Here is a 26,191-nt window from a genome sequence, read left to right as displayed (position 1 = left end):
CGTGCAGCCGCTCGATCGCATTGGTGGTAGTAGCGATGTTGGCGATTCCGCCGCGCGAATTCCCACAACATTTCCAGGCGGCACCAGTGCCGTTGTCATGCAACCAGTTAAGGACAATGCATGGCGCTTGAACAGGTGGATGGCGACGGCTCTGGGTTTGCGAGGCCGAAACTCGGCCTCGCATTTGCTGCTCGCCATGCCGAGACGTTGCTCGTGCTCCTTGTGCTGAGCGTGGCCTTGGTCATCGGGCTTGCGACCGCCGCGGATTACGGGCTGTCGACCGACGAATTCAACACCGACGATTACGGCCCCAAGGCGCTTGCCTGGTACACGAGCGCCTTTGCGGACCGGTCTCAGTTCGAGACGGTCGAAGAGTATCTGTGGATGTATGGACCGTGGTTTCAGATGCTCGTCGCGGCCGTGCAGTCGCTTGAGCTCGCGAGCCCGATCACGGTCCGGCACGCCATGACCTTCCTGTTCGGCCTCGCTGGGCTCGCCGCCGTCGTGCCGATGGCCCGGCTCACGGTCGGGCACTGGGCTGGGTTGACGGCGCTAACCCTGTGCCTGCTGACCGGCTACCTGTACGGCAACCTGTTCTTTGCCCCCATTGACGTGCCGTTCCTGTTCGCCATGAGCTGGTCGACGCTCGCGATCGTCCTGATGCTGCGGCAGGAAGTGCCGAGCTGGCGCCTGACCCTTGCGACCGGCCTTGCCTCTGGCCTCGCCATCGCGACTCGCACCGGCGGGGTGATCACGCACGCCTACCTCGTCGGTGGCATGAGCCTGTGCGCGCTCGAGGCGCTGCTGCGCCATGGCCGCGCGGGCCGTGGCCAATTGCGCCAGATCGCCTTGCATACGCTGCTCGTCATCCTCGTCGCCTGGCTGACGGCGATTGCGCTCTGGCCGTGGTTGCAGACTGGACATCCGCTTATGCAATTCCTCGAGGCCTATCGGCACTTTGCTACGCTCGACACCTCGTTCGAATTCCAGAACTGGGGCCGGCGCACGTTCACCGATAAACTGCCCGCCTGGTACATCCCCGGACAGCTCGTGGCGCGTTTGCCCGAGGGCTTTTTGGCGCTGCTGTTGCTCGGCATGGCGGTCTGGATCGGTGCTGCAGGGTCGTGGATGCGCGCCGCCCTCGGCGCCCTGCGTCGGTCCGGCGTCGTGGGACTGCGACCAGTCGCGGCCGAGCTCGTGGAATCGCGCGCGGTGCTGGTCGTCAGTGTGGCGGCGTTCGGGCCCATCGGGGTGCTCATCCTGCAGGGCTCGACGCTCTATGACGGTGTCCGTCACGTATTGTTCGTGATCCCAATGCTCGCCATCGTGGCCGCGCGCGGGCTGACGAGCCTCTTGCCCTTCTTGCGACGCCTCCCGATTGTGTCCGCGGTCCTCGGGGTCGCGCACACGGCCGTCATCGTGGTGATGCTCGTCATCCTTCATCCGCTCGAATATATCGCAATGAACAGTCTGGCAGGCGGCGTAGCCGGCGCTTACGGCCGATTCGACCTCGACTATTGGGGCATGGCGGCTCCCGAGGCGCTGCGCCGCCTCGAGAGTCGAATTGACGCCGAAGGCCGGTTCGCGGGCGATCCACCGCGCGTGCTGGTCTGTCTGGGCTGGCGCGAGCAACTGGCCGGCGTGATGTTCCGTCGCAACTGGATTGCCGAAACCGATCTGCGCAAGGCCGACTACCTGATCGCCACCGAGCGTTGGCCCTGTGCCGACGGCACGTCGGCCGTGCTGGTTGATGAGGTCACACGATTTGGCCGCCCGTTCGCCCAGATCTATGCCAATCGTCGCGGACTCGGCGACTGACGCCAAGTCCCGGCGCGACTTGGCAACGGCATCTACTTCTTCGCCTGCAATTCGATCGGGGGCGCCTCGGCCTTTCGGCCCAACATGACCGGGCGACGTTTTCGCGGCGGGCCTGGCTCACGCCGGCTCTCCTTGGCGCGATCGATCGCGACGGCGCGCGCCAGCCGCGTGATCATATCGAGCTGCAACCGCAACTTGAGATGCAAATTGAGCATGATGAGCAGGCTGATCACGACCCAGGTGTAGAGGATGAGGTCGGAGCCGCGGCCGATTCCCACGATGGCCGCAAGGGCGGTGGCATGCTCCGGTACCCAGACGAAGTAGAGGCCGGCGAGCGCAGCGCTGCTCGCGAGCAGGCCGATGATCGGCACCGTCCGATGCGCCGACCAGGCGTAGACCAGAACCAGCGCCAGAATGGCCGTCAACAACAGCTGCGCGATCATCGGTAGAGCCTCCGCGCAAACAGATCGATCAGGATGGCCAGCGCATCGGTGATGCGTTGACCCTTGGCCAGCGAATAGGCGCTGTACTCGATGTTCACCGGCACCTCGACAAAACGCAGGCGGCTCTGCGCGATCTGGTGCAGGATCTCGGACGCGTGCGCCATTCGGTTCTGTCGCAAGGAGATCGCGCGGGCGCCGCGCGCGGTCATCGCCCGTAGGCCATTGTGGGTGTCGGTGACCGGAAGTCCGGTGCTCGCGCGTGTGAACCAGAGCGCGGCGCTGAGCAGGATGTGGCGCGACACCGGCAGATTTGCCGTCGCGCCGGCGAGAAAGCGGCTGCCGAGCGCGAAATCGATGCCGGGCGGCTCGATCGCCGCGAGCAGCGCCGCGATGGCCACGGGGGAGTGCTGGCCGTCGGCGTCGAACGTGACGAGCGCATCCGCACGCTGCTCGAGGGCGTAGTCGATGCCGGTCTGCAGCGCGGCGCCCTGTCCGAGGTTGACCGGATGCCGGACCACTATCGCGCCTGCGAGCAACGCGACGTCGCCGGTCCGGTCACTGGAGCCATCATCGACCACGACGACCGCGTATCCGGCGCGGCGAATACCGGACACGACGCTGCCGATCACCGGCGCTTCATTGTACGCCGCGACAACGACCCAGGGATTGCGAATCCGGCCGGTCATGTCTCATCAACCCACAACAAGAACAAACCACAACAAGGCCGCAGGCGATCACCGCGATTCCCAACCGGGAGACGCGCCGCCAGCAATGCGATCTGGCCGCGGTTGACTGTCATCGGGGGCTCGTATCCGGACATGGTGGCGCCTTGCTCAAGACCACGCGCATCGCATCGAACAGGTTCACTGGAATGGCGAACTGGTTGCCGGTCGGGCTGGCCGCGAACTTGCGGCCGAGCATGCGACCGACCTGGAAGGCGATCAGCGAGAACGGCACGAATTTCCAGGGGTAATCGGAACTCTCGACGCGAAAGCCGACCGAATGGGCCAGAGACGCGATGCTGGCACGATTAAAGAACCACAGGTGCTGGGGAGGCGTCATCAAGCGCCAGTGCGCGCCGGTCGACCGCGCCGCCAAGGAGCCGAAGTCTCCGGTCGTCAGCACGATGATTCCGTCCGGCCGGAGATGGTCCGCGAGCAGCGCGAGGGCTTCCTGCGGGTCGGGCAGATGCTCGATGACGTCGAGGAGGACGATAACATCCAAGGTGCCAAGCGGCTCGAGAGTCGCTTCGTTCAGCATGCCGCAGACGACGTTCAAGCCGAGATCGCCAGCATGGGCAGCAGCCGACTCCGCCGGCTCGATGCCACTCACCTCAAATCCCGCGCGGCGGGCTTCATCGAGAAAAAAGCCGTAGGCGCAACCGATCTCGAGCAGGCAACCTTGTGGCTTGCGGTGCTGGATGAACTCGACCGTGCGGGCGAACTCGCGCCGTAGCACGGGTTCGGCGCCGCGATAATCGGCGTAGCCGTCGGACTGACGGCCGGAAAAGTAGCCATCGTCATAATAAGCGAGGGGATCGAAGCTCGATGCCTCGGTGCGTCCCAGTCCGCAGTCTCGACACTGAAAGATGTCGCAACCGTTCTTGATGTAAAGAAACCGATGCAGCGTCGCCCGACTGCACGCCGGACACTTAAGCGTAAGCGCATTTCGGTCGTTTCGCATCAGCACATGCGTCCCCAAAAAGCGTTTCTTCCGTGCGAAAAAACGCTTCCGATGCCGAACTGTTCCGGTTGGCGAACGGCCACGGGGTCGCAGGCTGCCTTGTCTGGGCTTCGAATATTGGCCCTGTCGCGTCAACCGCGACCCGGTCAGAGTCTTATTTCTTTCGACAATGCCTCAGATGGTTAGGTGCAACGCGAAGGGGCCAACCTTGGACGCCGATCCGAGCGAACATCGTTGGCCTGCTCGACTTGGCGATCAGCATCAGCGCTTCGATGGCGGCTTGCCATTCCGGCAAGGCGGATTCCTTGCTTGGGAGGCCGGTGATGTAGTCGGCGGAATCGAGCAGGGTCACGAACTTGCCGCCGTCCGCCAGCGCGATCGGCTCGTCAAACTTGCGGCTCCACCCTGACGAACGCTCCGACATTGCGCTCGCCCCAAGGATATCCAACCCCAGGCCGCCGGGCGGGCAAGGGCTACGCCAGATCCGAAACTATTTGGTCAGGTGCGCCACCATGGCCTCACAGGCCTTCTCGGCTTCCGCAAACGTCTTGAAGGGTGATCCACCTATCCGGATGGCGGGCCTGTTGAAATCGATGGAGCGCCAAGAAGCTACAAAGCCAGGTTGTCCGTGGAGTCCAGGACCACTGCGACTCTCATTACTGATTACAAATGAGAAGCCGCTCTCGCTTGCGCTCCATATTTCTAGCTCCTCTGTCGCGGGAGCGACGCGGCTGAAGTGCAGGGGCATTCCACCATCCAGACAACCCTTAAACGGCTCCAGCCTGTTGGAAGCTGGAGCCGTCAACCCTCGAAGGGGTTTTCTTCCGGTGGGGCTTTGGGGGCTAGAACCGGAAGCCATAATAGATTCATTTCGAGGCCATCCGTTCCATCGCTCTGCCGTTTTTCCCGAAACTCGATGTAGAGTCCGGTTCCGGACAGACGGGTGAGCGGCGCGGGATTTTAATTGGCGTCGTGGGGGCGGGGCCGCGATGCGTCAGCAATTAAAGACAGCAGAGTCGCCGATTAAACGGCAAGCCGCAGACGCCTTGCGGCGCGCCCGCAAGCTTCCAGTCGGCCACGCCAGAAACGACCTGAGGCAACTGGCGCTTGGACTTCGCTGGCTCGAAAAGAGAGGGTCCGTTGCCATCGTGCAAGATCGCGATGGCATCCTGGAGATAGCGAGGCAAGTCTAAGCTGAGGCAGCCTTACGCAATCGTTCCGCCCGCGCATTTGCGCCGCTGGGACGAATAACAGTGCACCCACCCCCGGCGTAGGCGAGGCTTGCTCTTGGTATAACTCGCTGATCGTTTCATGCGGAACCTGTTACGCAACGCAAGGCCGAGCAGGAAGAGCAACACCACGCCGGATGTCGATTCCCGGCCGGCTGGGAGTGCTTGGATAAACCACGAGGCTGGGCGATCACCAACCGATTCGACGGGAATGCATTCGACACGCATCAAGCTTCCAGACGGGACAGTCGTCGGCATCGCAAAGTCCCACCCGAGAGAGTCAACGACCGAAGTGTGGTGCGTGTGATCGAGGCCCTGGAAGAATGAAGGTTGCGTTGGCTATGCGCGCTGCCTCTGCCACGGCTTGTGAGAGTCGGAGGAATCGAACTAAGTGTTTGATTTCATTGGTGAGCGCGGAGGGACTCGAACCCTCGACCCCATGATTAAAAGTCACGTGCTCTACCACCTGAGCTACGCGCTCACTCGCCGCGCTGTGTAGGGGGAGGGCCCCTGCGGGTCAATAGTGCCGGCGCGACAAAAGCGGCACTCGCGTAATCCAAATTTTCTTTGTGCCCGTGACGCTTAGCAAGGCTTGTTGAAGCGGACGGGACCTCTTCATCCACCGTCAGTTCGCCTCGCGGCGAATTTCCGACGCCACCGGCTGGGACTGGCTGCCGACCGCCGGCAGGCTGACCGGGCGCAGCCCGATCAGTTCCGCCGTCCGCACCGCGCTGTTGCGCCAGAAGGCGAAGGAATTGGCGCGGGAGTTTTCCAGCAGCGCGATCGAGACGGCGGCCAGGAACGGCAGGCTCTGCAGCACCAGGACGCCGGCGAAGATGTAGATCTCGCGCACCTGCTTGTAGCCGTTCGTCACGACCAGCACGGTGGCGCCGATCAGCAGCAGCACGCCGAGCACGGCCTCCCAGAACGCCTGGAACTCGATCGACATCACCGACAGGCCGCCCTTGGAGGTGCGGGCGAACGGCAGATGCTCGGTGATCAGGCCCTGGGCCACCGCGCGCGACACCGTCCATTGCACGCTCATCGCCGCGATCATGGCGCCCAGCATCTGGCCGGCTTTGACATGCACGCGGAGCCGATACAGCGCCACGAAATGGATCAGCGAGACGACAAAGGAGGCGATGATCGGCAAAGTGAGAATCTTGTCGGGGATGGCGATGTCGGCAAACGCCACGATCGGCACCCAGATCAGGTTGAGGATCGCCACCAGTACGCCGAGGCTTTCGGCCCCCAGCCAGTTCAGCCAGCCGAGCGAGAATTCGCGGCGCTGATCAGGCGTCAACCGGCTCGCGCCGGGCAGGAAGCGCCGCCAGTGCTTCTTGACGATCTGGAAGCCGCCATAGGCCCAGCGGTGGCGCTGCTTCTTGAAGGCCTCATAGGTGTCCGGCAGCAGGCCATGGCCGTAGCGGTGGTTGGTGTAATGCGTCAGCCAGCCGTGCTCGATGATCGCGAGACCGAGGTCAGTATCCTCGCAGATGGTGTCGCCGGCCCAGCCGCCCGCCATGTCCATCGCCGCGCGGCGGATCAGGCACATCGTGCCGTGCACGATGATGGCGTTGCATTCGTTGCGCTGGACCATGCCGATGTCGAAGAACCCGGCATACTCGCCGTTCATGATGTAGTGCATCAGCGAACGGTCGCCATCGCGATGTTCCTGCGGCGCCTGCACGAGGCCGACGCGCGGATCGGCGAACACCGGCACCAGATCCTTCAGCCAGTCCGGCTGCACCACATAGTCGGCGTCGATGATGCCGATGATCTCGGCATCCGCCGCGGTGCGGTCCATGGCGATGCGCAGCGCGCCGGCCTTGAAGCCCTTGACCTTCTCGGCGTTGATGAACTTGAAGCGCTCACCGAGCGTGCGGCAGTGGTCCTGAATCGGCTGCCAGAACTCCGGATCGGGCGTGTTGTTGATGATGACCACGCATTCGAAGTTCGGATAGTCGAGCCGCGACACCGCATCCAGCGTCTGCTTCAGCATCTCGACCGGCTCGAAATAGGCGGGGATATGGATCGAGACTTTCGGGAAGGCGACGTTCTCGCCGATGGTGGCTGGCGCCAGCGGCGCGCTCTTCGTGATCAGCCGGCGCGGACCGCGGCCGAAGGCAATCGCCGCGATTTCGTCGATGCGCGCCATTGCGATCAGGACCAGCGGCACCAGCAGGATCAGGCCGAGCGTCAGCGCAAACGCCGAGCCGAACACGAAATAGTGCCCGGCCCAGTAGGCGAACACGGTGGAAGCCCAGGCGCCGACGCCGTTGGCCGCGGCTGAAAGCACCACGGCCTGCATGACGGTCGGCTGCTCGAGCCGCAGGATCGGCAGCGACATCAGGATGCCGACCAGGAGCGCGATCGCCGCCAGCTTCCAGTAGTTCTCGTTCACGATCGGGCCGCTCCACGCGAATTTCGGTTCGCGGGACGCATCGAGAATGCCCCAATAGGGTCCGACGCCGCCTTCGAAGAACTTCCAAGGCTGATCGATCGCCTCGACGATGTTGTAGTCCATGCCGATGGCTTCGGCGCGGGTGACGAAATTGCGCAGCACCGAGGCCTGTTCGAACGGTCCGGGCTCGGCGTTCCTCAAATTGTATCCGGCGCTCGGCCAGCCGAATTCGGCAATGACGATCCGTTTTCCCGGAAACTGGTCGCGCAGCAGCTGGAACATCGCCACGGCCTGATCGACGGCCTGCTTGGCGGTGAAGTTTTCCCAATAGGGCAGCACGTGCGCGGCGATGAAATCGACGGAGGAAGCAAGCTCCGGATTGTCGCGCCAGATGTTCCAGATCTCGCCGGTCGTCACGGGGACGTTGACGGACTTCTTCACCTGCTTGATCAGCTCGATCAGGTCGTCGATCTTCTGCTCGCCGCGGAAAATGGTTTCGTTGCCAACGACGATGCCGTTGACGTTGCTGTTGCGCTTGGCCAGCGTGATCGCTGCCTCGATCTCGCGTTTGTTGCGATCGGAATTCTTGTCGATCCAGGCGCCGACGGTGACCTTCAGGCCGAACTCGGCGGCGATCGGCGGCACCAGTTCGACGCCGCCGGTCGAGGAGTAGAGACGAATCGCGCGCGTGATCGTCGACAGCTTCTTCAGGTCGGCGCGGATCTTTTCGATCTGCGGAATATTGTCGACGTCGGGATGCGCCGATCCCTCGAACGGCGCATAGGAGACGCTTGGCAAAATGCCTCTGAAATCGGGTGCCGGCTGCTTTTCCTGAAACAGGCCCCACAGCCCGGCGTGAGCCGCGGTCACAAACAGCAGAACGGCAACGACGGCGCGCATTGGCAGCTAAACCATACGGGGCTGCGATTGATGGGAAGCGAACCTGTCCCCTAGGTTCGACCGACACGGCAGCATCATAAGGATAGTCCTGCCCTGCGAATTCACAACTGGTATGACGCCATGACTTTTTTAAGGACGGCGTTTTGAGCGCGCGGCCAATCCAAACGCCAAACGCCGGACAAATAGGATCGTTCCGCTGAACGAATCCTGAATGGCGGGCAGCTATTTCGCCGGCGGGGCGGGGCTGGCGCTGGGGGTCGGCGAGGGCGAAGCGGCCGCTGCTGGCGCCGCATTGCCGGCGGTCGCAGGCGCCGGGTTGGCCGCCGCGGCAGCCTGGGGCTGGGCGCCCGGATTGATCCAGCAGACGTGGATGCGGCTGTCGAGGGTTTCGGCCACTTTGGGATCGATCTGTCCGCCAAAGCGGGTCAGGCAGCGGAAGGCCGCCTGGACATGGCCGCCGGGGCAGCCGAACCGGTCGTAGAGATCGAGATGCCGGAACGCGGTGTCGAGGTCGTCGCGCCACATCAGGCGAACCACGCGGCGGCCGAGCCAGACGCATTCGGGGTTTCCACCCGGGCCGTTGATGGCCTGGGCCGCCTCGACGAATTCGTCGGCCTTGCGCTGATTGTCCTTGTTGACGTCGGCGGCATTGGCGGGCGGCTTGCCGGACTGATCCTGGGGCGCCGGGGTGCCGCTCTGGGCAAACGCGCCGGCCGATCCGATCAGGAGGGCCAGGCCGGCAGCGGCGAAGCGCCGCAAAACCGCAACTCTTGGATCAAGCACCCGTCGACGCATACATTCCCCGATTAGTTTCCAGCCGCGCGCGGCTGGTGTGGTGGTCTGGCTTGTTGCCGCCCAAATTCGTCCCCAATGCGGCGGACAAGCTCGACGATTCACATGACGGGTATTTCGGATTTTGTCCAGCAAAGTCACAACTTTATCATGGCGGTGGTAAAACTGCCGCAGGGGATGAGGGGCAATAGGACCACCGTGCATCTTGGCAGAACGCCGTTGAACGGGTAATCGACGGTCCCCGCCCGGAGGATGGAACCGATTTCTCTTCGTACGCCGCTGGCGCTTCTCCTTTCATCGCTAGGTATGATCGCGGCCCTTTGGTGGTGGCTTGCCACCCCGATCACGCTTGTGCGCGCGCCGATCGATCCCAGCGCAAAACTGCAATGCGTTTCCTACGCGCCGTTCCGCGGCGCGCAGACGCCGCTGATTCCGTCCACGCAAATTCTTCCTGAACAGATCGCGCAGGATCTGGCGCAGCTTGCCAAGATCACCGACTGCGTGCGGACCTATTCGATCGAGAACGGGCTCGACCAGGTTCCGGCGCTGGCCGCCAAGGTCGGCCTGAAGGTGATCCAGGGAATCTGGCTCTCCAGCAACCGGATCAAGAATCTCGCCCAGATTTCGGTCGCGGTCGAACTGACCAAGGAACACCCTGACGTCATCACCGCGCTGGTGGTCGGCAACGAGGTGCTGCTGCGCGGCGAGATGACGACATCGGACCTCGCGGCCCACATCCGCTCGGTCAAGTCGCGCGTCACCGTCCCCGTGACCTATGCCGATGTCTGGGAATTCTGGCTGCGCAACCGCGAAGTATATGACGCCGTCGACTTCGTTACGATCCACATCCTGCCTTACTGGGAAGACATCCCGGTGCGCGCGAAGCACGCCGCCGGCCATGTCGACGATATCCGCAAGCGGATGGCGGTGGCGTTTCCGAACAAGGAAATCCTGATCGGCGAAACCGGCTGGCCGAGCGCGGGCAGGATGCGCGAAGGCGCGCTGCCGTCGCGCACCAACCAGGCGCGCGTCGTGTCCGAAATCCTCGACCTCGCCAAGCGCGAGAAGTTTCGGGTCAATTTGATCGAGGCCTACGACCAGCCGTGGAAGCGCCAGCTCGAAGGCACCGTCGGCGGCTATTGGGGCCTGATCGATGACGCGCAGCGCGCGGTGAAATATCCGCCCGGAGAGCCGATCAGCAATTATCCGTCCTGGAAACTGCAGATGGGAAGCGGGATGGCGCTCAGCGCCTTCGTCTTCCTGACGGGCTGGCTGACGCTGCGGCGGCGGCCGTGGAAGCCGCGGCCGGCCGCGTGGATCGCGGTCGGGACGTCGGCGACAACCGCCGGCATGCTGCTCGGGGTCGCCGTCGACAAGATGTATTATGAGAGCTACGGCGCCGGCGGCTGGCTGCAATGGGGGGCGCTGCTGGCGGCCGGCATTGCCTCACCCTTGCTGTGCGCGAACGCTGCGATGTCGGGACGGCCGCTACCGACATTCCTCGAATTGTTCGGGCCGCGCAACTTCCGGACCAAATCGGTGCTGACGGCGCTGTTGGGTTTCGTGCTTGTCGTCACCACGGTGATCGCAGCGGAAACCGCACTCGGCTTTACGTTCGATCCGCGCTACCGCGATTTTCCGTTCGCCTCGCTGACCATGGCGGTGGTGCCGTTCGCGGCCCTGATGCTGCTCAACCGGCCGGTGGAGGGCGTGCGCCCGATCGCTGAATCTACCTTTGCCGGTCTGCTGGTCGCCGCCGCGCTCTTCACCGGCTTCAACGAGGGCAACCAGAACTGGCAGTCGATGTGGACTTGCGCGATCTATCTGCTGCTGGCGCTCACGCTGTGGCGGGCGCGGGCCGTGCAAATCCCAAAATGAGCAGGCCGATCGCAATTCCCGACAGCACGATATTGTAGAGCACGATCCCGAATCCCGCCGCGATCAGCCCGCCGGTCAACAGCACGATCGACGGCCGCATGACGTGAAGCGTCGCAATGATCAGCGCGGCGATGCCGAATACCGAATTCTTGAAAAGGTACGTCGCAAGCGTCCGCGACTTGCACAGTATGCTTTGCAGGCCGGCGTCGCAGGCCAGCGCGACGGTTGAGAACTCGACCGCGAGGTAGCGCAGGTAAAGCGCGTAGCCGACGGTGACGAAGCCGACCACCAACAGGAATTGGACTTGATAGGGCGTGAGCCGGAACGGGGATTTTTTCATGGGCGCAATATGGTCGGGATTGGCTGCCGGGACAAGCGTTCGCCAATGGCGATAGCGCTTGTCAAAAGTTCGGCGTAACGCGCTGTAGTCAAAAGATTATTGTGAACTTTTCCTGTTGAAGAAGGACGATAATGTCGTCTGCGTCGCCGGTGGCGGCGGTTCCGGCTTCTTCGCTGTTTCCTCGACGACCGCCGCCGCCCGTTTGGCGATGCTGGGCCGGCGCGGCGTCGGCTTGGCGGCGGTGGGCGGCGAATCATCCGGCTTCAGCGACAGCCGCTGGCCCTCGAAGATCGCGGTCTCGCAAGGCCGTTTGTTTTCGGTCAGGACGGCGCAGATCCTGGCGGCGGCGCCGGCGTCGTTAAGCGGACCGGCTACCAGGCGAAGCTGCATGCCGAGCCCATTGGTGTTTTCCTTGATGACGATGATCGGACGCAACGCCGTCAGGAGGGCGTTCGATCTCGATTTCAACAGCCCGAGCCACAACGCGCGCAGCCCGTTCACCGAATTGGCACTGCCGAGATCGACCCCGAACTCGGTTCGCCGCAGCGAGACTTTTGGCGCGGTGTCATCGTCGGTTTCCGCATCGGTCGCCGATGGCGCCGCCGCCACGACGTCGGGGATCGGGCTCGCGATGACAGGGTTTGGCGCCTTGCCCGGCTCGATCAGCTTGCTGGCGGCGGGATCGGGCGGGGCCATCATCGACTGCAACGCCACCAGCGGCGTGGCGGGCGAAGGTTTTGCGGGCTCCGGCTTGACGGCGTCGGCTTTTGCCGCCTCGACCTTTACCAAGTCCGACTTTGCCAAGTCCGCTTTTGTCATGTCCGCTTTTGCCATCTCCGCCTTCGCCGTTTCGAGCTTGGCGCTATCCGCTTTGGCCGCGTCGGTCTTCGCAGCATCCTTTGCGGCGGAGTAAACCGCAGCAGGGGCGGGCTCCGGGGTGGCGGCAACGGGTTTGTCGGCGACGGGCTTGTCGGCGACGGGCGCCGTGGCCGTGGTGGTTATTACCGGCGCGACGGGTGGCGAAGGCTGCGGGTTTTGGGCGGCCTGCAGTTCCGCATTGGCAACCGGCGGCGAAGCCGCAGCGGAACCCTGCCGGGCGATGGCCCCGGTGACGGAGTCGAGCCCCTGTTCCAGACCGGTAACCCGGGAATACAGCCTGTCGCGATCGCTATTGAGCGTGTCGATGGCGGCGGCAAGCCGTCGCGCCTCGTTCTGGGTTTCTCTCGCAACCATCTGGATCTGTTGCGCTTGCCGGGCCAGATCGGCGGCGGCGACCTGTTCCCGCTTCAATCCGAGCGACGACTGGTTGGCCATCACGGCCAGAATCACCGCAGCCGTGGCGCCGACGCCCCATGATCCGATCCGCCACAGCGCGCGGCGGTCGAGCTCGTCTTCGTCGGCCAACAGGTTGCCCAGCACGCCACCGGTGTCATCCGCCTCGAAGTCCGCGAGATGGTCTGGTTTCTTGGCCAAGCGCCCCTGGCCCTCCTCAAGGCCCTGCCGAATCACAGGGGCAAACATTAACAGGAAAAGCGACGCCCACTTGAATCCGGACGTTTTCGGGGCGCCGAATCGGTTTGATCTCCGGGGGAAAACAATTAAAGACGGCCGGCGCCATCCGAATTGTCCGCTAGGAAGTAGAATGACCGCTCGATCCAGCCTGACTGTCGTGCTTGCGGCCGGTGAGGGGACGCGCATGCGATCCTCGCTGCCGAAGGTGTTGCACCCCGTCGCCGGCCAGTCGCTGCTGGCGCATGTGCTGGACGCGGCCCCGCACGGAACGGGCGCAGCCCTCGCGGTGGTGATCGGGCCGGACCACAAGGCGGTCGCCGACGAGGTCAAGCGCATCCGCACCGATGTAGCAACGTTCATTCAGGCTGAGCGCCTCGGCACGGCGCATGCCGTGCTGGCCGCCCGCGAGGCGATTGCGCGCGGTGCGGATGATCTGCTGGTGGCGTTCGGCGACACGCCGCTGATTTCGGCAGAAACCTTTACGCGGCTGCGCGCGCCGCTGGAGCAGGGCGCAGCCCTTGCCGTGCTCGGCTTCCGCGCCGCGGATCCGACCGGCTATGGCCGGCTGCTGCTCGAGGGCGGCCGCCTGGTGACAATCCGCGAGCATGCCGACGCGACCGAAGAAGAGCGCAAGGTGACGCTGTGCAATGCCGGCGTGATGGCGTTCGATGGCCACCGTGCGCTGGAAATTCTCGACCGGATCGGCAATGCCAACAGCAAGGGCGAGTATTATCTGGTCGATGCCGTTACCATCGTCAGGGAAATGGGATTGGAGGCCGTCGTGATCGAAACCAGCGAAGACGAAGTGCGCGGCATCAACAACAAGGCACAGCTCGCCGAAGCGGAAGCGGTGATGCAGGCGCGGCTGCGCAAGGCGGCGCTCGATGCCGGGGTGACGCTGATCGCGCCGGAGACGGTCCATCTCGCGGCCGATACCACGTTCGGCAACGATGTCACCATCGAGCCGTTCGTGGTGATCGGCCCCGGCGTCACCATTGCCGACGGCGCGGTGATCCATTCGTTCTCGCACATCGTGCAGGCCTCGATCGGCAAGAAGGCGTCCGTCGGCCCCTATGCCCGCCTGCGCCCCGGCACCTCGCTCGGCGACGGCGTCCGGATCGGCAACTTCGTGGAGACCAAGGCCGCGACGCTCGAGGCGGGCGCCAAGGTCAACCATCTCTCCTATGTCGGCGACGCCCATGTCGGCCCCAACGCCAATCTCGGCGCCGGCACCGTCACCTGCAACTATGACGGCTTCTTCAAGCACAAGACCACGATCGGCACCGGCGCCTTCATCGGCACCAACTCCTCGCTGGTGGCGCCGGTGAAAATCGGCAACGGCGCCTATATCGGTTCGGGCTCCGTCATCACCAAGGACGTGCCTGATGATGCGATGGCCGTGGAGCGCAGCCCGCAGAGCAACCGCGAAGGCGGGGCGGCGCGGTATCGCGAGATGAAGATGCGGGCGAAGAAGCCGAAAGAGGGTTAAGCGGCAGGGCCTGTTAGCTTTCCGCTTAAGGCTGTCTCAATCGGTAATAAGGTAATTGTCAGATATGCACGTTTTACGGGGCTAAACTCAATCATCCGCAATTTATGACGTGTATATAACGGGTGCCAGCTTCAGCTATCGCAAGGTACTTTGATGATCGATGGCAATTGCACATGGGAAGAATTCAAAACGCGCACCGCCGAATTATTGGACAAGGCAGAAGGCTCTAAGCTGCTCTTCAGAGGTCACGGTTCGTCGAAGTGGGAATTACAGACTACGCTTGAGCGCAGTCAGCATACGGTCGAGATCGAAGATTATTACGAGACGATCTTAAAAATCAGAACCGAAGTTCAGACCTATACCGGTCAGAGTTGGCCTGACGGTATCGACTTCAGCGAAATTCAAGCGAATCTTCGCGGCGGGTATGACTCGTTCTCAAGGTTGATGACGTTCGGAAGTTTCCCGCACTACGCATACATGGCTTACCTTCGCCATCATGGTTTCCCTTCGCCATTGCTCGATTGGAGTGCCTCTCCATTCGTCGCGGCCTACTTCGCCTTTCGTGAACCTCGTGAAGAGGACATAGCGATATTTGCGTTTCGCGAGCGTGGTCCCGGCGGTATGAAGATCGGGGGAAGTGACTCGCCGGCGATCACGCTATTAGGGCCGTACGTGCAAGGCCCGAAGCGCCATTTTGCTCAGCAGTCGCAGTATACGATCTGCACGACGTGGGAAGAAAACTGGCCGTTCTTCTCTGAGCATTCCAAGGTGTGTCGCCCCTACGATCCCGAAGCGGAATTTCAGCAGGACGTTATTTTCAAGTTCGTTCTTCCACACACAGAGCGAAGGAAGGTGCTCAGGGAACTTCAGATGTACAATTTGAACGCTTTCACTCTTTTCGGGTCGGAAGAGAGTTTGATGGAAAGTCTCTCAATTCGCGAGGAGCAAGGTGGCGGCTAATTTCAGTCGTTAGAAGACGCCAGCCGAGGTGGTGAAGGAGCTGAAGCTGTCCTTCGAGCTGTATTGGGGCGACTACAGCGTGTGCGCATCACGGCTGCGTACCAGCCTAGAGCGTATGATGGACCATTTCGGTGTCGCGAAGACGCGCATTCAGAAGAAGGATGCAGCCAAGGACGGCAAGCGCAGGGTGCTCGACCTATCTGCACGCATCGACATGTTCGCGAACAAGATCGGTTCGAAAGAGCACTCCGAAACCCCGCATGCATTGCGCACGATCGGCAACCTGGGTGCACACAGCTCGAAGGTGTCACAGGCCGCCGTGCTCGATGCCTACCAGCTCTGTGAGATGGCACTGGAGGACTTGTTCAAGGACCGTGGCGAGAGTACCAAGGCCATCATCAAGAGGCTCAAGGCACATAGGTAGGATGCATCAACCAAGCTTCTCGAAAGGTGCTCCAATGCCCATAATTATCTCACTGGGAGCCCCCAAAGCTTCTGGATAGGCTGGTACAGGGATTACGTTGACAGTGCACTCAATTGCAGTGCACTCAATTGCAATGGGCCAGCGGCAGATTAACTGCCACCGTAACGCCGTAACGCGCCGTTGAAGCTTACATCTTAGGCCGCGGTCTCAAAACCGTGATCGCCGAGATACTTCTGCAGTTGCTCGATCCGCCGCCGCATCGAGGCAGCGGTATCGCCCGGGCCGGGCATATAGACAGGCTTGCCGTCGCGACCGAACCGAAACACCGCGTCGCTGGCGTCCGCGCTCACGTCGCCGAATATCGGCTCCACCGCCGCGAAGTCCCGGTGCGGCGCAAAGCCTATCGATTGCGACCACACGGCGAGATCGCGCAGCAGCTTGCGCGCGTAACCCGGATCGACGGCAACCATGGGCGACCCGGCTTCCATCGAGTCCATGTACATCTTGAAATCCTCGCTTTCGAGGGATTTGAACATCACATCCTTGATGCCGAGATAGAACACGTCGATCAGAAACGAACCTGCCGCAAGGTAGTGCTGCGTGGCGCCGCGCGCCAGAACCAGCGTCCCTACACCAACGTCGAACACGGACTCGGTAAGAAAGCAATGTTGAATGGGCCCTGGGCGGCCCGGAGCACACGGGCGGGCAGACCTGCCTCCAGTGCCTCGGCCCGTCGCTTCTGCGCCACCACCTGTTTGCGCCGTTGTGCTTTTTTGGCGCGCTTTCGCACCATGTTTTTCGCCATGGCCGGTCCCTCCGCTGATTCGGAATTCCGGTATGATACATGCAGAGATTCCGTCTGGTAGAGAGGCGGCGCGTCAAATATTCTGGGGACAAGGTTCTGATCGAAATTCCCTGGCGGCGCGTTCGCCTGGCGCGTTCACCACGATCTCAACAAGCCTCAGTCCGGTGCCATGAGCCTTTCAGCCGAAGCCCTGTACAAGATGTCCGACGTGGAATTGCTGGCGGCCTATGTTGAAGCCCGGCGGCAATTCGTGGAAAAGAAGTTCACCCGCGATACCCATCGGGCGCGGCTGACGTGGATCAAGGCCAAGATGTTCGTCGGCAGTTCGGGTGGGGTCACCGAGCGCAACATGGCCATCGACGTCTCCGAGGAATTTGCCCGCAAGGGCCAGGAACTACGCGAGATGACGCGCGACCTCGATCTGCTCAAGGTCGATGTCGACATCATCGCGATCGTCATTCGATTCCGCGGCGCACCGGCGCCGGCAGACGCGCACGGCGAAGACGCGGTTGAAGGCGATCCCGAGCGCGAAGGCCATCGGGTTGCCGCGTCCGACTGACGTTAAGGGCCGCATCAAATCGCACAAAATCTTACCATGGCGCGCCATTTTCAATCAAAGCTGCGAATGCCGGCCGCCGCCGGTTCAATGCCGCCGGGCGGTGATGCTCATGGGGTTTTTACCGCCGCGCAGAACTGTTCCGTGACCGCCGTTGTTTCCTCGGTGACGTTCCAGCCGTTCGTCTCGGCGTTTTCCTTGGCCAACTTTTGCTCGTTCTGAAGCATCTTCTTGATCTGCGCGTACGGTTTCCAGTCGGCCTTGGACAGCTTGACGGGGGGAGCACCGCAGACGTTGTGGGCAATCGCTTTCTGCACACCAGTGCTGACGTCGCTCATGTGGCCCTCGACCACGGCGGTAAAGCGCGCCTTGGCGTATTGGCTGTTGGCTGCGATGAAGTCCCTGCAGAAGGCGACCCGTTGACCTCCGTCGCGGGCCTTGATGTAGGCCGTCTGCGTTTCGTAATGGAGGCGGTAGGCGAGCTTGTTGGCGTTCGGGTCGGATTTCACCGCTTCGAGCATGGCGCGGTGGTCACCCGAGGTGGCGTCATTGATCCTGATGTCACATACTTTGGCGAGGGAGACGACCGGAACGTAGGCCCGCACCTTGGCCTCCAAGGCATCGTTGGCGGGCGCAACCGGTGCGTACAGGCTGGCGACGATTGCGAAAGCAGCGAGACGGCGTTTCATGGTGACATGCTCCAGATCACCGAACGGCAAGCGGCGGCAGGGTTGGGATCGCGGTGGTGACCCCAGCGCGGCGACCCAGCCGCGAAGAGTCCAGCCCAGAAAAACGGGTTGAACAACTTTACTGTGCGAATTCGTTGGGCGGCTGTCGAGCGACCATCTTGATCTAAATCATGGTTCCGCATCCCGATTAGCCCTGCAAGTCGTCAAGGGCACCGTCAACGTGTCCGCGCGGTCGATCGCCGCCGCAGATACCACCTCGCAACCTGCCAGCGGGCATTGCTGGGCGAAAACTCGCCGGTCTGTCACCGTAATTCCGATTGGCCTGACGGTCCGCTGAAGCGGCGTATCACGGTGCTGCCACTGTGAGTGAGAGGGTTTCCGTCAACCTGGCCGCGTCTTTCTTTAGCGGGTCGACCTTATAGATGAAGATGGACTTTCATAAAACCTTATTAATACTGACGCGACATTGACGCGACAGACGATCCACACTCCTGGCAAGCGGCAGAGCCGCTGCATGACAGGAGATCTCGTTCGATGAATAAGTTTTTCCGTTTTCTGGCGACGTTCGGCTTCGTTTGCGTGGCCGGTTCGGCGCACGCCGCAGTCCTCACTGAAAGCTTCGATAGTCCGAACTTCGCCGACTGGCAAAGCGGTTGGTTTGGTCAGAACAGCAATGCCAAGCCCTTCTTCGCCAACCCGAACGAACGCGGCAACAACGTCACGGGCCTGACCATTTATGACGGCAACAGTGACGACGGTCGCGCGGTCGGGATATTCTTCAATGCCGCATTCGCGGCGACAATCACCAATTTCTCGTTTGACATGCTGAATTACACGAGCGGTCTCGACCAGTTGCTCGAAGTGTTCGACAAGGACGGCCATACGCTGTTCGGCACGGTCTTACCCGTGGTAGCGCAGGATCCGTCGGCCGATAACGGCAGCAACAACGGCTATGATTTCGCAGACCGCAAATACACCCGCTACAGTGTGGACTCGACCAATGGAATTGGCGGCTTCCGCATCCGGCCGTTTGGCTCCGAGGGCAATGTCTCTATCGATGACCTCAGCGCAACCATTGCTGCCGTCCCAGAACCGTCCACGTGGGCGATGATGATCCTGGGCTTCGCCAGCGTTGCTTACGTGACCTATCGCCGGCGGAAGTCGACCGAGCTCAGCGTGATCTGATCATCCAGCCTCGATCAGAAGCCACCGACAGGCCGCCTTCGGGCGGCCTTTGCGCTGGACCCGGTTGCGGATTGCGGTGACAGTGCTGGACTGCACCCGTCAGTACGTGTGGCCGGGGAAGCCTAAGTGAGCCGGGAGACTAATTACTGTTCGAGGACGATCTGGGCTTTAATGTCGGCGTCGCTCGAGAACTCTTCAGGCAGGACAAAGAGAGTGAAGCCGTCGCTTATTTGGAGGAGTTCATCGCGATAGGCTCAGCTGTGGCGATGATCGAAATGGCTGAGTATTCGGAGAACAAAGGAGATCACTTCTCCGGCTTGGCTTGGATGGAGAGAGCTGAGAAGTCTATTGCCGGCGATGATTTCAATTCACTCCTCTATCTTTCGGGAGCCTTGCGAAGGGGACTCGGTGTCGGGACAGCGATGCAGCGGTATTTCAAGGCATTCTACGGGACGACGGGCAAATCAATTCGGATTTTCCGAAATCGTGTCAAGCCCCGGAATCAAAAATATTCCGCTTCCACCTTTGGCCAAATCACCGCTATCACTTCGGCCGTCCACCCCGGCAAGAGGGGCGTATCGCGATCGTCACGGACGCGGGGTTGGATGCGGTGGACGCAGCGGCGTCGGGCGCGATCGTGGTCGCAGGGCGGGTTCTCCCGTGAGTGATCTTACGTTTGCGCAGACGACTGGCGTTTCAAGGCCTTCGCCAGAACCTCAGTCGGCATCTCGTCGATTGGAGTGACGGGTGAGGGCGCTGCGTACGGCGAAGTCGTGTGGTTCTGGCATCCGTTGCTGATGTCAAGCCAGCGGAGACGCGTCGGCCCGACCGGGCTAAAGACAAATCTCAATCCGCTGGTGACGGTGACAAAAGGAATTCGTCGCCGGGAAGAGCGCGTTATAAGCCGTAAAGCCATTGCGCAGGGAATGCCGGATTGCCTCCGCTGAACCTGTATGCTCGTGTGCGTTTCCTTCTACCCAGTGCACGCGAGACCGCGGGTGCAGCGCGCATCCGGCATTCCCTGCTCCCTCTCTTTCGGGGGAACCAAGGCCAAAGCTCGGGCAGGTCATGCCGCGAGATCGCGGAGCCGTATTCCGCACGCCTCGCGGATGTGACAGGTTAATCCCTGGTTAGGTGGTCCGTTAAGCTTTCCACTTAAGACTGTCTCAATACGCAACAATTATTGAGTATCTGTCAGACTGTATTTCTCGTTAAGAGACGGGCGGGTTGCGACGCGCTTCGTCGTTTTGGGGATATAAAACCGCATGTGCGGCATTGTCGGCATTCTTGGGAAAGCTCCGGTCGCGGAGCTGTTGGTGGATTCACTCAAGCGGCTTGAATATCGCGGCTATGATTCCGCAGGCGTCGCCACGCTGGAAGGCGGGCACCTCGCGCGCCGCCGCGCCGAGGGCAAGCTGAAGAACCTCGAAAAGCGGCTGGATGCCGAACCGCTCGCGGGCCACACCGGGATCGGGCACACCCGCTGGGCCACCCACGGCAAGCCGACCGAGAACAATGCGCATCCGCATGCGACCGATCGCGTCGCCGTGGTTCACAACGGCATCATCGAGAACTTTCGCGAGTTGCGCGAGGCGCTCGAGAAGAAGGGAACGGTGTTCAAGACCGAGACCGATACCGAGATCGTTCTGCATCTGGTCGACAGCCTGCTGCAGCAGGGCATCAAGCCGGTCGAGGCGGTGAGGGCGGCGCTGTCGGAACTGCGCGGCGCGTTCGCGCTCGGGTTCATCTTCTCAGGCGACGACGACCTGATGATCGGCGCCCGCAACGGCCCGCCGCTGGCGATCGGTCACGGCGACGGCGAAATGTATCTGGGGTCGGATGCGATCGCGCTCGGGCCGTTCACCGATACGATCAGCTATCTCGAAGACGGCGACTGGGTCGTGCTGACGCGCAAGGGCGCTGTTATCTACGACAAGAACAACGCGATCGTTCGCCGCGACGCGGTCAAGCACGCGGCCTCGACCTCGCTGGTCGACAAGGCGAACTACCGCCACTTCATGGCCAAAGAAATCCACGAGCAGCCGGAAGTGGTCGGCCATACCCTTGCCCGATATGTCGACATGGCGAGCGAGCGCGTGATGCTGCCGGTCAAGCTGCCGTTCGACTTCAAGGACATTCAGCGCATTTCGATCACCGCCTGCGGCACCGCGAGCTATGCCGGCTACGTCGCCAAATACTGGTTCGAGCGGTTCGCGCGCGTCCCGGTCGAGGTCGATGTCGCCTCGGAATTCCGCTACCGCGAGGCGCCCTTGCGCAAGGGCGATCTTGCGATCTTCATTTCGCAGTCGGGCGAGACCGCCGATACGCTGGCTGCGCTGCGCTACGCCAAGGCCGAGGGCGTGCACACGGTGTCCGTGGTCAACGTGCCGACCTCGACGATCGCGCGCGAAAGCGAAACCGTGCTGCAGACGTTGGCCGGCCCCGAGATCGGCGTCGCCTCGACCAAAGCGTTCACCTGCCAGTTGATGGTGCTGGCCTTGCTCGCGGTCGCGGCCGGCAAGGCGCGGGGCGAATTGTCGGAGGAGGACGAGGCAAAACTCGTCCACGGCCTCGTCGAGATTCCGCGGCTGATGGCGGCGGCCCTGACGTCAGAACCGCAGATCGAAAAATTGGCGCGCGACATCTCGAAATCAAAGGACGTGCTCTATCTCGGCCGCGGCACCAGCTATCCGCTGGCGCTGGAAGGCGCGCTGAAGCTGAAGGAAATTTCCTACATTCACGCCGAGGGCTATGCCGCCGGCGAACTCAAGCACGGGCCGATCGCGCTGATCGACGAAAACATGCCGGTCGTGGTAATCGCGCCGTTCGACCGGGTGTTCGAGAAGACCGTCTCCAACATGCAGGAAGTCGCAGCCCGTGGCGGCAACATCATCCTGATGACCGACGCCAAGGGGGCGGCGGAAGCCACCATCGAATCCCTGGTCACCATCGTGCTGCCCGACATGGCGGCGGCGTTCACCCCGATGGTCTACGCCGTCCCGGTGCAGCTGCTGGCCTATCATACCGCCGTGGTGATGGGGACCGACGTCGATCAGCCGCGAAATCTCGCCAAATCGGTAACCGTCGAATAGTCAAGTCAATCGACTGTCACGTTAGCCCTTCAAAAATCTGCTAGGATGGCTTAGCTGGGATCAAGCCGGCTGCTCCGACCTGGAACCACGATGAACCGCGAAGAACTGCCCCCGACCGCGTCCCCGGAGGAACCCCTGCCGGACGCGCACCATGCCGGGCTGATGGCCCGTTTCCGGAACTATTTCCTGACCGGACTGATTGTCGCAGGGCCGGTCGCGATCACGCTCTATTTGACCTGGTGGTTCGTGAACTGGGTCGACAGCATCGTCCGTCCGTTCGTGCCGACGGTCTACCGGCCGGAAACCTACCTGCCATTCGGCCTGCCCGGGTCGGGGCTGATCGTCGCCGTGGTGGCGCTGACGCTGCTCGGTTTCCTCACCGCCAACCTGATCGGGCGGACGCTGGTCGATCTCGGCGAACGCCTGCTCGGCCGCATGCCGGTGGTGCGCGCGATCTACCGCGGCCTCAAGCAGGTGTTCGAGACGCTGTTCTCGGGCAAGGGATCGAGCTTTCGCAAGGTCGGTCTGGTCGAATTTCCCTCGCCGGGCATGTGGTCGATCGTTTTGATCTCGCAGTCGCCGAGCGTGAACATCGCCAGCCAGCTTCCCGGCCAGGAGGAGCATATCTCGGTGTTCCTGCCCTGCGCGCCGAACCCGACCACGGGCTTCTTCTTCTACGTCCCGAAGAGCAAGATCATCGAAGTCGACATGAGCACCGAAGACGCGGCGACCCTGATCATGTCGGCCGGCGTGGTGCAGCCCGGCTCCGATCAACAGAAACGCAATGGCGCGCTGGCCGGCATGGCGAACGCGGCGCGTGTGGCCAATTCGGCCGCGCTGCAGGCGGCGCCCGCAAAGGTGAAGGTGGAGTAGGGTCTCCGTGTCGAAGAAGATCGAAGGCATCATTCCCGTGATGATCACGCCGTTTACGGAAAACGGCCAGATCGACTATCCGGGCCTCGGCCGGCTGGTGGAATGGTACATCGACAACGGTTCGGACGCGCTGTTTGCGGTCTGCCAGTCCAGCGAGATGCAGTATCTCAGCCTGGAAGAACGGGTTGAACTCGCCGCCTTCGTCAAGAAGGCCGCCGCCGGCCGCGTGCCGGTGATCGCTTCCGGCCACATCAGCGAAAGCCTGGAAGACCAGCTTGCCGAATTGACCGCGATTGCCGCCACCGGGGTTGACGGCATGGTGCTCGTCACCAACCGTCTCGACGCGAAGCGGGAAGGCGGCGGCAAGTTCATCGACGATCTGAGCTGGCTCCTCGCGCGGTTGCCAAAGCAAGTGCCCCTCGGCCTCTACGAGTGCCCGGCGCCCTATCGCCGTCTGCTCACCGACGATGAACTGACCTTCTGCGCGGGTACCGGCCGCTTCGTCATCCTCAAGGACGTCTCCTGCGACCTCGAAACGGTAAAACGCCGGGTGGCGCTGACCAGGGGCACGCCGCTTGCGATCGTCAACGCCAATGCGGCGATTGCCTATGAGGCGATGAAAGCCGGTTCGCGCGGCTTTACCGGCGTGTTCACGAACTTTCATCCCGATCTCTACCAGTGGTTGATGACCGAGGCGGCCGCCCATCCGGCGCTGGCGGACGAGCTTTCCGTCTACCTCGCGCTGTCGGCGATGGCCGAACCGATGGGCTATCCGAAGCTCGCAAAGCTCTACCACCAGCGTCTCGGTACGTTTTCCTGCACCGACAGCCGCGCCGTCACCTTCGATGTCCACGAAAAATTCTGGGCGCTGGAGGCGTTGATCGACAAGATCGTCGAGGGCACCGAGCACTACCGGTTTCGCATCGCCGCCGCCGGAGCGCGCTATCCCGCACCGATCAGCGGCACGGCCTCGTCGCGTTCGTACAGGTAAAGCAGGCAACGCAGCGCTTCGCCGCGCTCGCCCTTGAGTTTTGGATTGTCCTTCATGATCCGTAGCGCCTCGTCGCGGGCCTGCGTGATCAGTTGGGCATGCACGTCGGAGCGGGCGATGCGATAGCCGGGCAGGCCGCTCTGGCGGATGCCGAGCACATCGCCTTCGCCGCGCAGCTTCAGGTCCTCCTCGGCGATCCGAAAACCGTCGGTGGTCTCGCGGATCACCTTCAGCCGCGCCTTCGACATTTCGCCGAGCGGCTCCTTGTAGAGCAGCAGGCAGGTAGACGCCTCCGAGCCGCGCCCGATCCGGCCACGCAGCTGGTGCAATTGCGCGAGCCCGAAGCGCTCGGCGTTCTCGATCACCATGATGGTCGCGGCCGGGACGTCGACGCCGACCTCGACCACCGTGGTCGCCACCAGGAGCCCGATCTCGTGGGCGGCGAATTGCGCCATCACGCGGTCCTTCTCCGTGCCCTTCATCTGCCCGTGGACGAGACCAACCCTGTCGCCGAAGCGTTGCCGCAGCTTTTCAAACCGCTCCGTGGCGTTGGTGAGGTGCTCAGTCCCTTCGGCTTCGGATTCCTCTACCAGCGGGCAGATCCAGTAGACCAGCTTGCCGGCCTGTAGCGCGCGGCCGACGCCATCGGTCACCTCGTCGAGGCGGCTCATCGATATAGTGCGGGTTTCGATCGGCTGGCGGCCGGCCGGCTTCTCGCGCAGCTCGGAGACGTCCATGTCGCCGAAATATGTGAGCACCAGCGTGCGGGGGATCGGCGTCGCGCTCAGGACCAGCACGTCGACCGCTTCGCCCTTGTTGGTCAGCGCCAGCCGTTCGCGCACGCCGAAGCGGTGTTGTTCGTCGACCACGGCGAGCGCGAGCGCCTTGAAGATCACGTCGTCCTGGATCAGCGCGTGGGTGCCAACCAGGAAATCGATCTCGCCGGCTTCGAGCCGCGCCAAAATTTCGCGCCGCTCCTTGCCCTTCTCGCGGCCGGTCAGGATCGCCACGCGCAAGCCGGCGCGTTCGGCCAGCGGCGTGATGGTCTTGATATGCTGGCGGGCGAGGATTTCGGTCGGCGCCATCAGGGCGGCCTGCTTGCCGACCTCCGTAACCGCAGCGGCGGCCAAGAGCGCCACCACCGTCTTGCCGGAGCCGACGTCACCCTGCAGCAGCCGCAGCATCCTAACCGGCTGGCGCAGATCCTCGGCGATGGCGGCCATCGCCTCGCGCTGCGAGTTGGTGAGTGCATAAGGCAACGCGTCAATGATCCTGTGGCGCAGATGACCGTCGCCGGCGTTGCGGTCGCCCGCCGGGCGCCGCAATTGCGCGCGCACCAGCGCCAGCGCCAGTTGACCGGCCAGCAGTTCGTCGAACGCCATCCGTGACCAGAACGGGCCATCGGGCAAAATGTCGGTGAGTTCGAGCGGCACATGCACGCGGTTCAGCGCTTCCCGGATCGGCGGAAAGCTGCATCGGCGGATCACTTCCGGACTGATCCATTCCGGCAGTTCCGGCAGCTTTAGCAGCGCCTGCGCGATCGCCCGGCGGAGCGAACCCAGCGCGAGACCTTCGGTAAGCGGATAGACAGGATCGATGCCGGACAGTTTTGAAAACGCTGCTTCATCCACGACGCGATCGGGATGCACGATCTGCGGAATGCCGTCATACATCTGGAGCGTACCGGAAACGTAACGCTTCTCGCCGACCGGCAGCAGCTTTTCGACATAGCCGGGCTTGGCGCGGAAGAACGTCAGCACCACGTCGCCGGTATCGTCTGAGGCATAGACGAGGTAGGGCGCGCGGGAATTGCGCGGCGGCGGCGGCCGGTGGCGATCCACGGTGACTTCCAGCGTCACCATGGTTCCCTGTACCGCCTCGCGGATCTTCGGCTGCGCCCGGCGGTCGATCACGCTCGCCGGCAGGTGCAGCAGCAGATCGACCAGCCGCGGCGTCTCATCGCGCGACAGCAGATAGCGCAACAGCTTGTCCTGCTTCGGCCCGACGCCGGGAAGGGTCGTGACCGGTGCAAACAGCGGATTGAGCAGGGTGGGGCGCATCAAGGAAACCTAAGACCGTTTTGTGCCGTCATGCGCGGGTTTGAGCGAGACGTCCACGGCTTTTTTCC

The 26,191-nt window shown here is 62.6% G+C and carries 21 protein-coding genes and 1 tRNA gene; 10 read left to right on the top strand and 12 right to left on the bottom strand.

Annotated features, from left to right (window positions below; genetic code table 11):
* The first annotated feature begins 120 nt into the window (after window positions 1–120).
* Window positions 121–1,818, top strand: coding sequence for a hypothetical protein (locus V1286_RS15970; RefSeq protein ID WP_334480876.1), 1,698 nt, complete (start codon window positions 121–123; stop codon window positions 1,816–1,818).
* Window positions 1,819–1,850: 32 nt separating this feature from the next.
* On the opposite strand, the gene V1286_RS15965 is transcribed toward V1286_RS15970, so the two are convergent.
* From V1286_RS15965 to V1286_RS15935, 7 genes are all read right to left on the bottom strand, one after another.
* Entirely contained in the window at window positions 1,851–2,261 is a 411-nt protein-coding gene (locus V1286_RS15965) for a DUF2304 domain-containing protein (protein ID WP_334480875.1), read from the bottom strand.
* A complete protein-coding gene (locus V1286_RS15960; protein WP_334480874.1) occupies window positions 2,258–2,947 on the bottom strand; it encodes a glycosyltransferase family 2 protein in 690 nt (229 codons plus the stop codon). Before V1286_RS15960 ends, V1286_RS15965 begins: the two co-directional genes overlap by 4 nt.
* A gap of 109 nt (window positions 2,948–3,056) precedes the next feature.
* A complete protein-coding gene (locus V1286_RS15955) occupies window positions 3,057–3,944 on the bottom strand; it encodes a class I SAM-dependent methyltransferase (protein WP_334489687.1) in 888 nt (295 codons plus the stop codon).
* 154 nt (window positions 3,945–4,098) lie between these two features.
* A complete protein-coding gene (locus tag V1286_RS15950) occupies window positions 4,099–4,368 on the bottom strand; it encodes a hypothetical protein (RefSeq protein WP_334480873.1) in 270 nt (89 codons plus the stop codon).
* 1,210 nt (window positions 4,369–5,578) lie between these two features.
* Window positions 5,579–5,654, bottom strand: a tRNA-Lys gene (locus V1286_RS15945).
* Window positions 5,655–5,798: 144 nt separating this feature from the next.
* Entirely contained in the window at window positions 5,799–8,477 is a 2,679-nt protein-coding gene (locus V1286_RS15940) for a glycosyltransferase (RefSeq protein ID WP_334480872.1), read from the bottom strand.
* 222 nt (window positions 8,478–8,699) lie between these two features.
* A complete protein-coding gene (locus V1286_RS15935) occupies window positions 8,700–9,272 on the bottom strand; it encodes a beta-1-3, beta-1-6-glucan biosynthesis protein (RefSeq protein WP_334480871.1) in 573 nt (190 codons plus the stop codon).
* 249 nt (window positions 9,273–9,521) lie between these two features.
* Here V1286_RS15935 and V1286_RS15930 point away from each other — a divergent pair, with 249 nt between their 5' ends.
* Window positions 9,522–11,147 carry a glycoside hydrolase family 17 protein gene (locus V1286_RS15930; protein ID WP_334480870.1) on the top strand — a complete coding sequence of 542 codons (1,626 nt, stop codon included), beginning with the start codon at window positions 9,522–9,524 and terminating at the stop codon, window positions 11,145–11,147.
* On the opposite strand, the gene V1286_RS15925 is transcribed toward V1286_RS15930, so the two are convergent.
* On the bottom strand, window positions 11,107–11,487 hold the full coding sequence (locus tag V1286_RS15925; RefSeq protein WP_334480869.1) for a hypothetical protein: 381 nt from the start codon (window positions 11,485–11,487) through the stop codon (window positions 11,107–11,109). The genes V1286_RS15930 and V1286_RS15925 overlap by 41 nt on opposite strands.
* A gap of 96 nt (window positions 11,488–11,583) precedes the next feature.
* Window positions 11,584–12,960: a hypothetical protein gene (locus V1286_RS15920; RefSeq protein WP_334480868.1), complete on the bottom strand. Its 1,377-nt coding sequence runs from the start codon at window positions 12,958–12,960 to the stop codon at window positions 11,584–11,586.
* Window positions 12,961–13,129: 169 nt separating this feature from the next.
* Between V1286_RS15920 and glmU the strand changes: the two genes are divergently transcribed.
* From glmU to V1286_RS15905, 3 genes are all read left to right on the top strand, one after another.
* A complete protein-coding gene (gene glmU, locus V1286_RS15915; protein WP_334480867.1) occupies window positions 13,130–14,488 on the top strand; it encodes a bifunctional UDP-N-acetylglucosamine diphosphorylase/glucosamine-1-phosphate N-acetyltransferase GlmU in 1,359 nt (452 codons plus the stop codon).
* 153 nt (window positions 14,489–14,641) lie between these two features.
* Entirely contained in the window at window positions 14,642–15,448 is an 807-nt protein-coding gene (locus V1286_RS15910) for an FRG domain-containing protein (RefSeq protein ID WP_334480866.1), read from the top strand.
* Window positions 15,449–15,476: 28 nt separating this feature from the next.
* Entirely contained in the window at window positions 15,477–15,872 is a 396-nt protein-coding gene (locus V1286_RS15905) for a DUF4145 domain-containing protein (RefSeq protein ID WP_334480865.1), read from the top strand.
* Between the two features lie 194 nt (window positions 15,873–16,066).
* On the opposite strand, the gene V1286_RS15900 is transcribed toward V1286_RS15905, so the two are convergent.
* On the bottom strand, window positions 16,067–16,519 hold the full coding sequence (locus tag V1286_RS15900; RefSeq protein ID WP_334480864.1) for a hypothetical protein: 453 nt from the start codon (window positions 16,517–16,519) through the stop codon (window positions 16,067–16,069).
* 327 nt (window positions 16,520–16,846) lie between these two features.
* Here V1286_RS15900 and V1286_RS15895 point away from each other — a divergent pair, with 327 nt between their 5' ends.
* Entirely contained in the window at window positions 16,847–17,236 is a 390-nt protein-coding gene (locus V1286_RS15895) for a hypothetical protein (RefSeq protein WP_334480863.1), read from the top strand.
* 107 nt (window positions 17,237–17,343) lie between these two features.
* On the opposite strand, the gene V1286_RS15890 is transcribed toward V1286_RS15895, so the two are convergent.
* Window positions 17,344–17,922, bottom strand: a complete 579-nt coding sequence (locus tag V1286_RS15890; RefSeq protein WP_334480861.1) for a hypothetical protein — start codon at window positions 17,920–17,922, stop codon at window positions 17,344–17,346.
* 534 nt (window positions 17,923–18,456) lie between these two features.
* On the opposite strand from V1286_RS15890, the gene V1286_RS15885 reads away from it, so the two are divergent.
* The 4 genes from V1286_RS15885 to V1286_RS15870 all read left to right on the top strand — a co-directional run bounded on the left by V1286_RS15885 (window position 18,457) and on the right by V1286_RS15870 (window position 24,063).
* Complete coding sequence (locus V1286_RS15885; RefSeq protein ID WP_334480859.1) at window positions 18,457–19,107, top strand: PEPxxWA-CTERM sorting domain-containing protein; 651 nt, start codon at window positions 18,457–18,459, stop codon at window positions 19,105–19,107.
* 1,265 nt (window positions 19,108–20,372) lie between these two features.
* On the top strand, window positions 20,373–22,199 hold the full coding sequence (glmS, locus tag V1286_RS15880; RefSeq protein WP_334480857.1) for a glutamine--fructose-6-phosphate transaminase (isomerizing): 1,827 nt from the start codon (window positions 20,373–20,375) through the stop codon (window positions 22,197–22,199).
* Window positions 22,200–22,289: 90 nt separating this feature from the next.
* Window positions 22,290–23,072 (top strand): DUF502 domain-containing protein, encoded by a 783-nt coding sequence (locus tag V1286_RS15875; RefSeq protein WP_334480855.1) that lies wholly within the window; start codon window positions 22,290–22,292, stop codon window positions 23,070–23,072.
* A gap of 7 nt (window positions 23,073–23,079) precedes the next feature.
* Window positions 23,080–24,063 (top strand): dihydrodipicolinate synthase family protein, encoded by a 984-nt coding sequence (locus tag V1286_RS15870; protein ID WP_334480853.1) that lies wholly within the window; start codon window positions 23,080–23,082, stop codon window positions 24,061–24,063.
* On the opposite strand, the gene recG is transcribed toward V1286_RS15870, so the two are convergent.
* Window positions 24,015–26,123, bottom strand: a complete 2,109-nt coding sequence (recG, locus tag V1286_RS15865; RefSeq protein ID WP_334480851.1) for an ATP-dependent DNA helicase RecG — start codon at window positions 26,121–26,123, stop codon at window positions 24,015–24,017. The two genes, V1286_RS15870 and recG, sit on opposite strands and share 49 nt — an antisense overlap.
* Window positions 26,124–26,191 lie beyond the last annotated feature (68 nt).

The sequence above is a fragment of the Bradyrhizobium algeriense genome (genome assembly GCF_036924595.1).
GTDB classification, from domain to species: Bacteria; Pseudomonadota; Alphaproteobacteria; order Rhizobiales; family Xanthobacteraceae; genus Bradyrhizobium; species Bradyrhizobium algeriense.
This window is presented reverse-complemented; position numbering and strand designations above follow the sequence as displayed.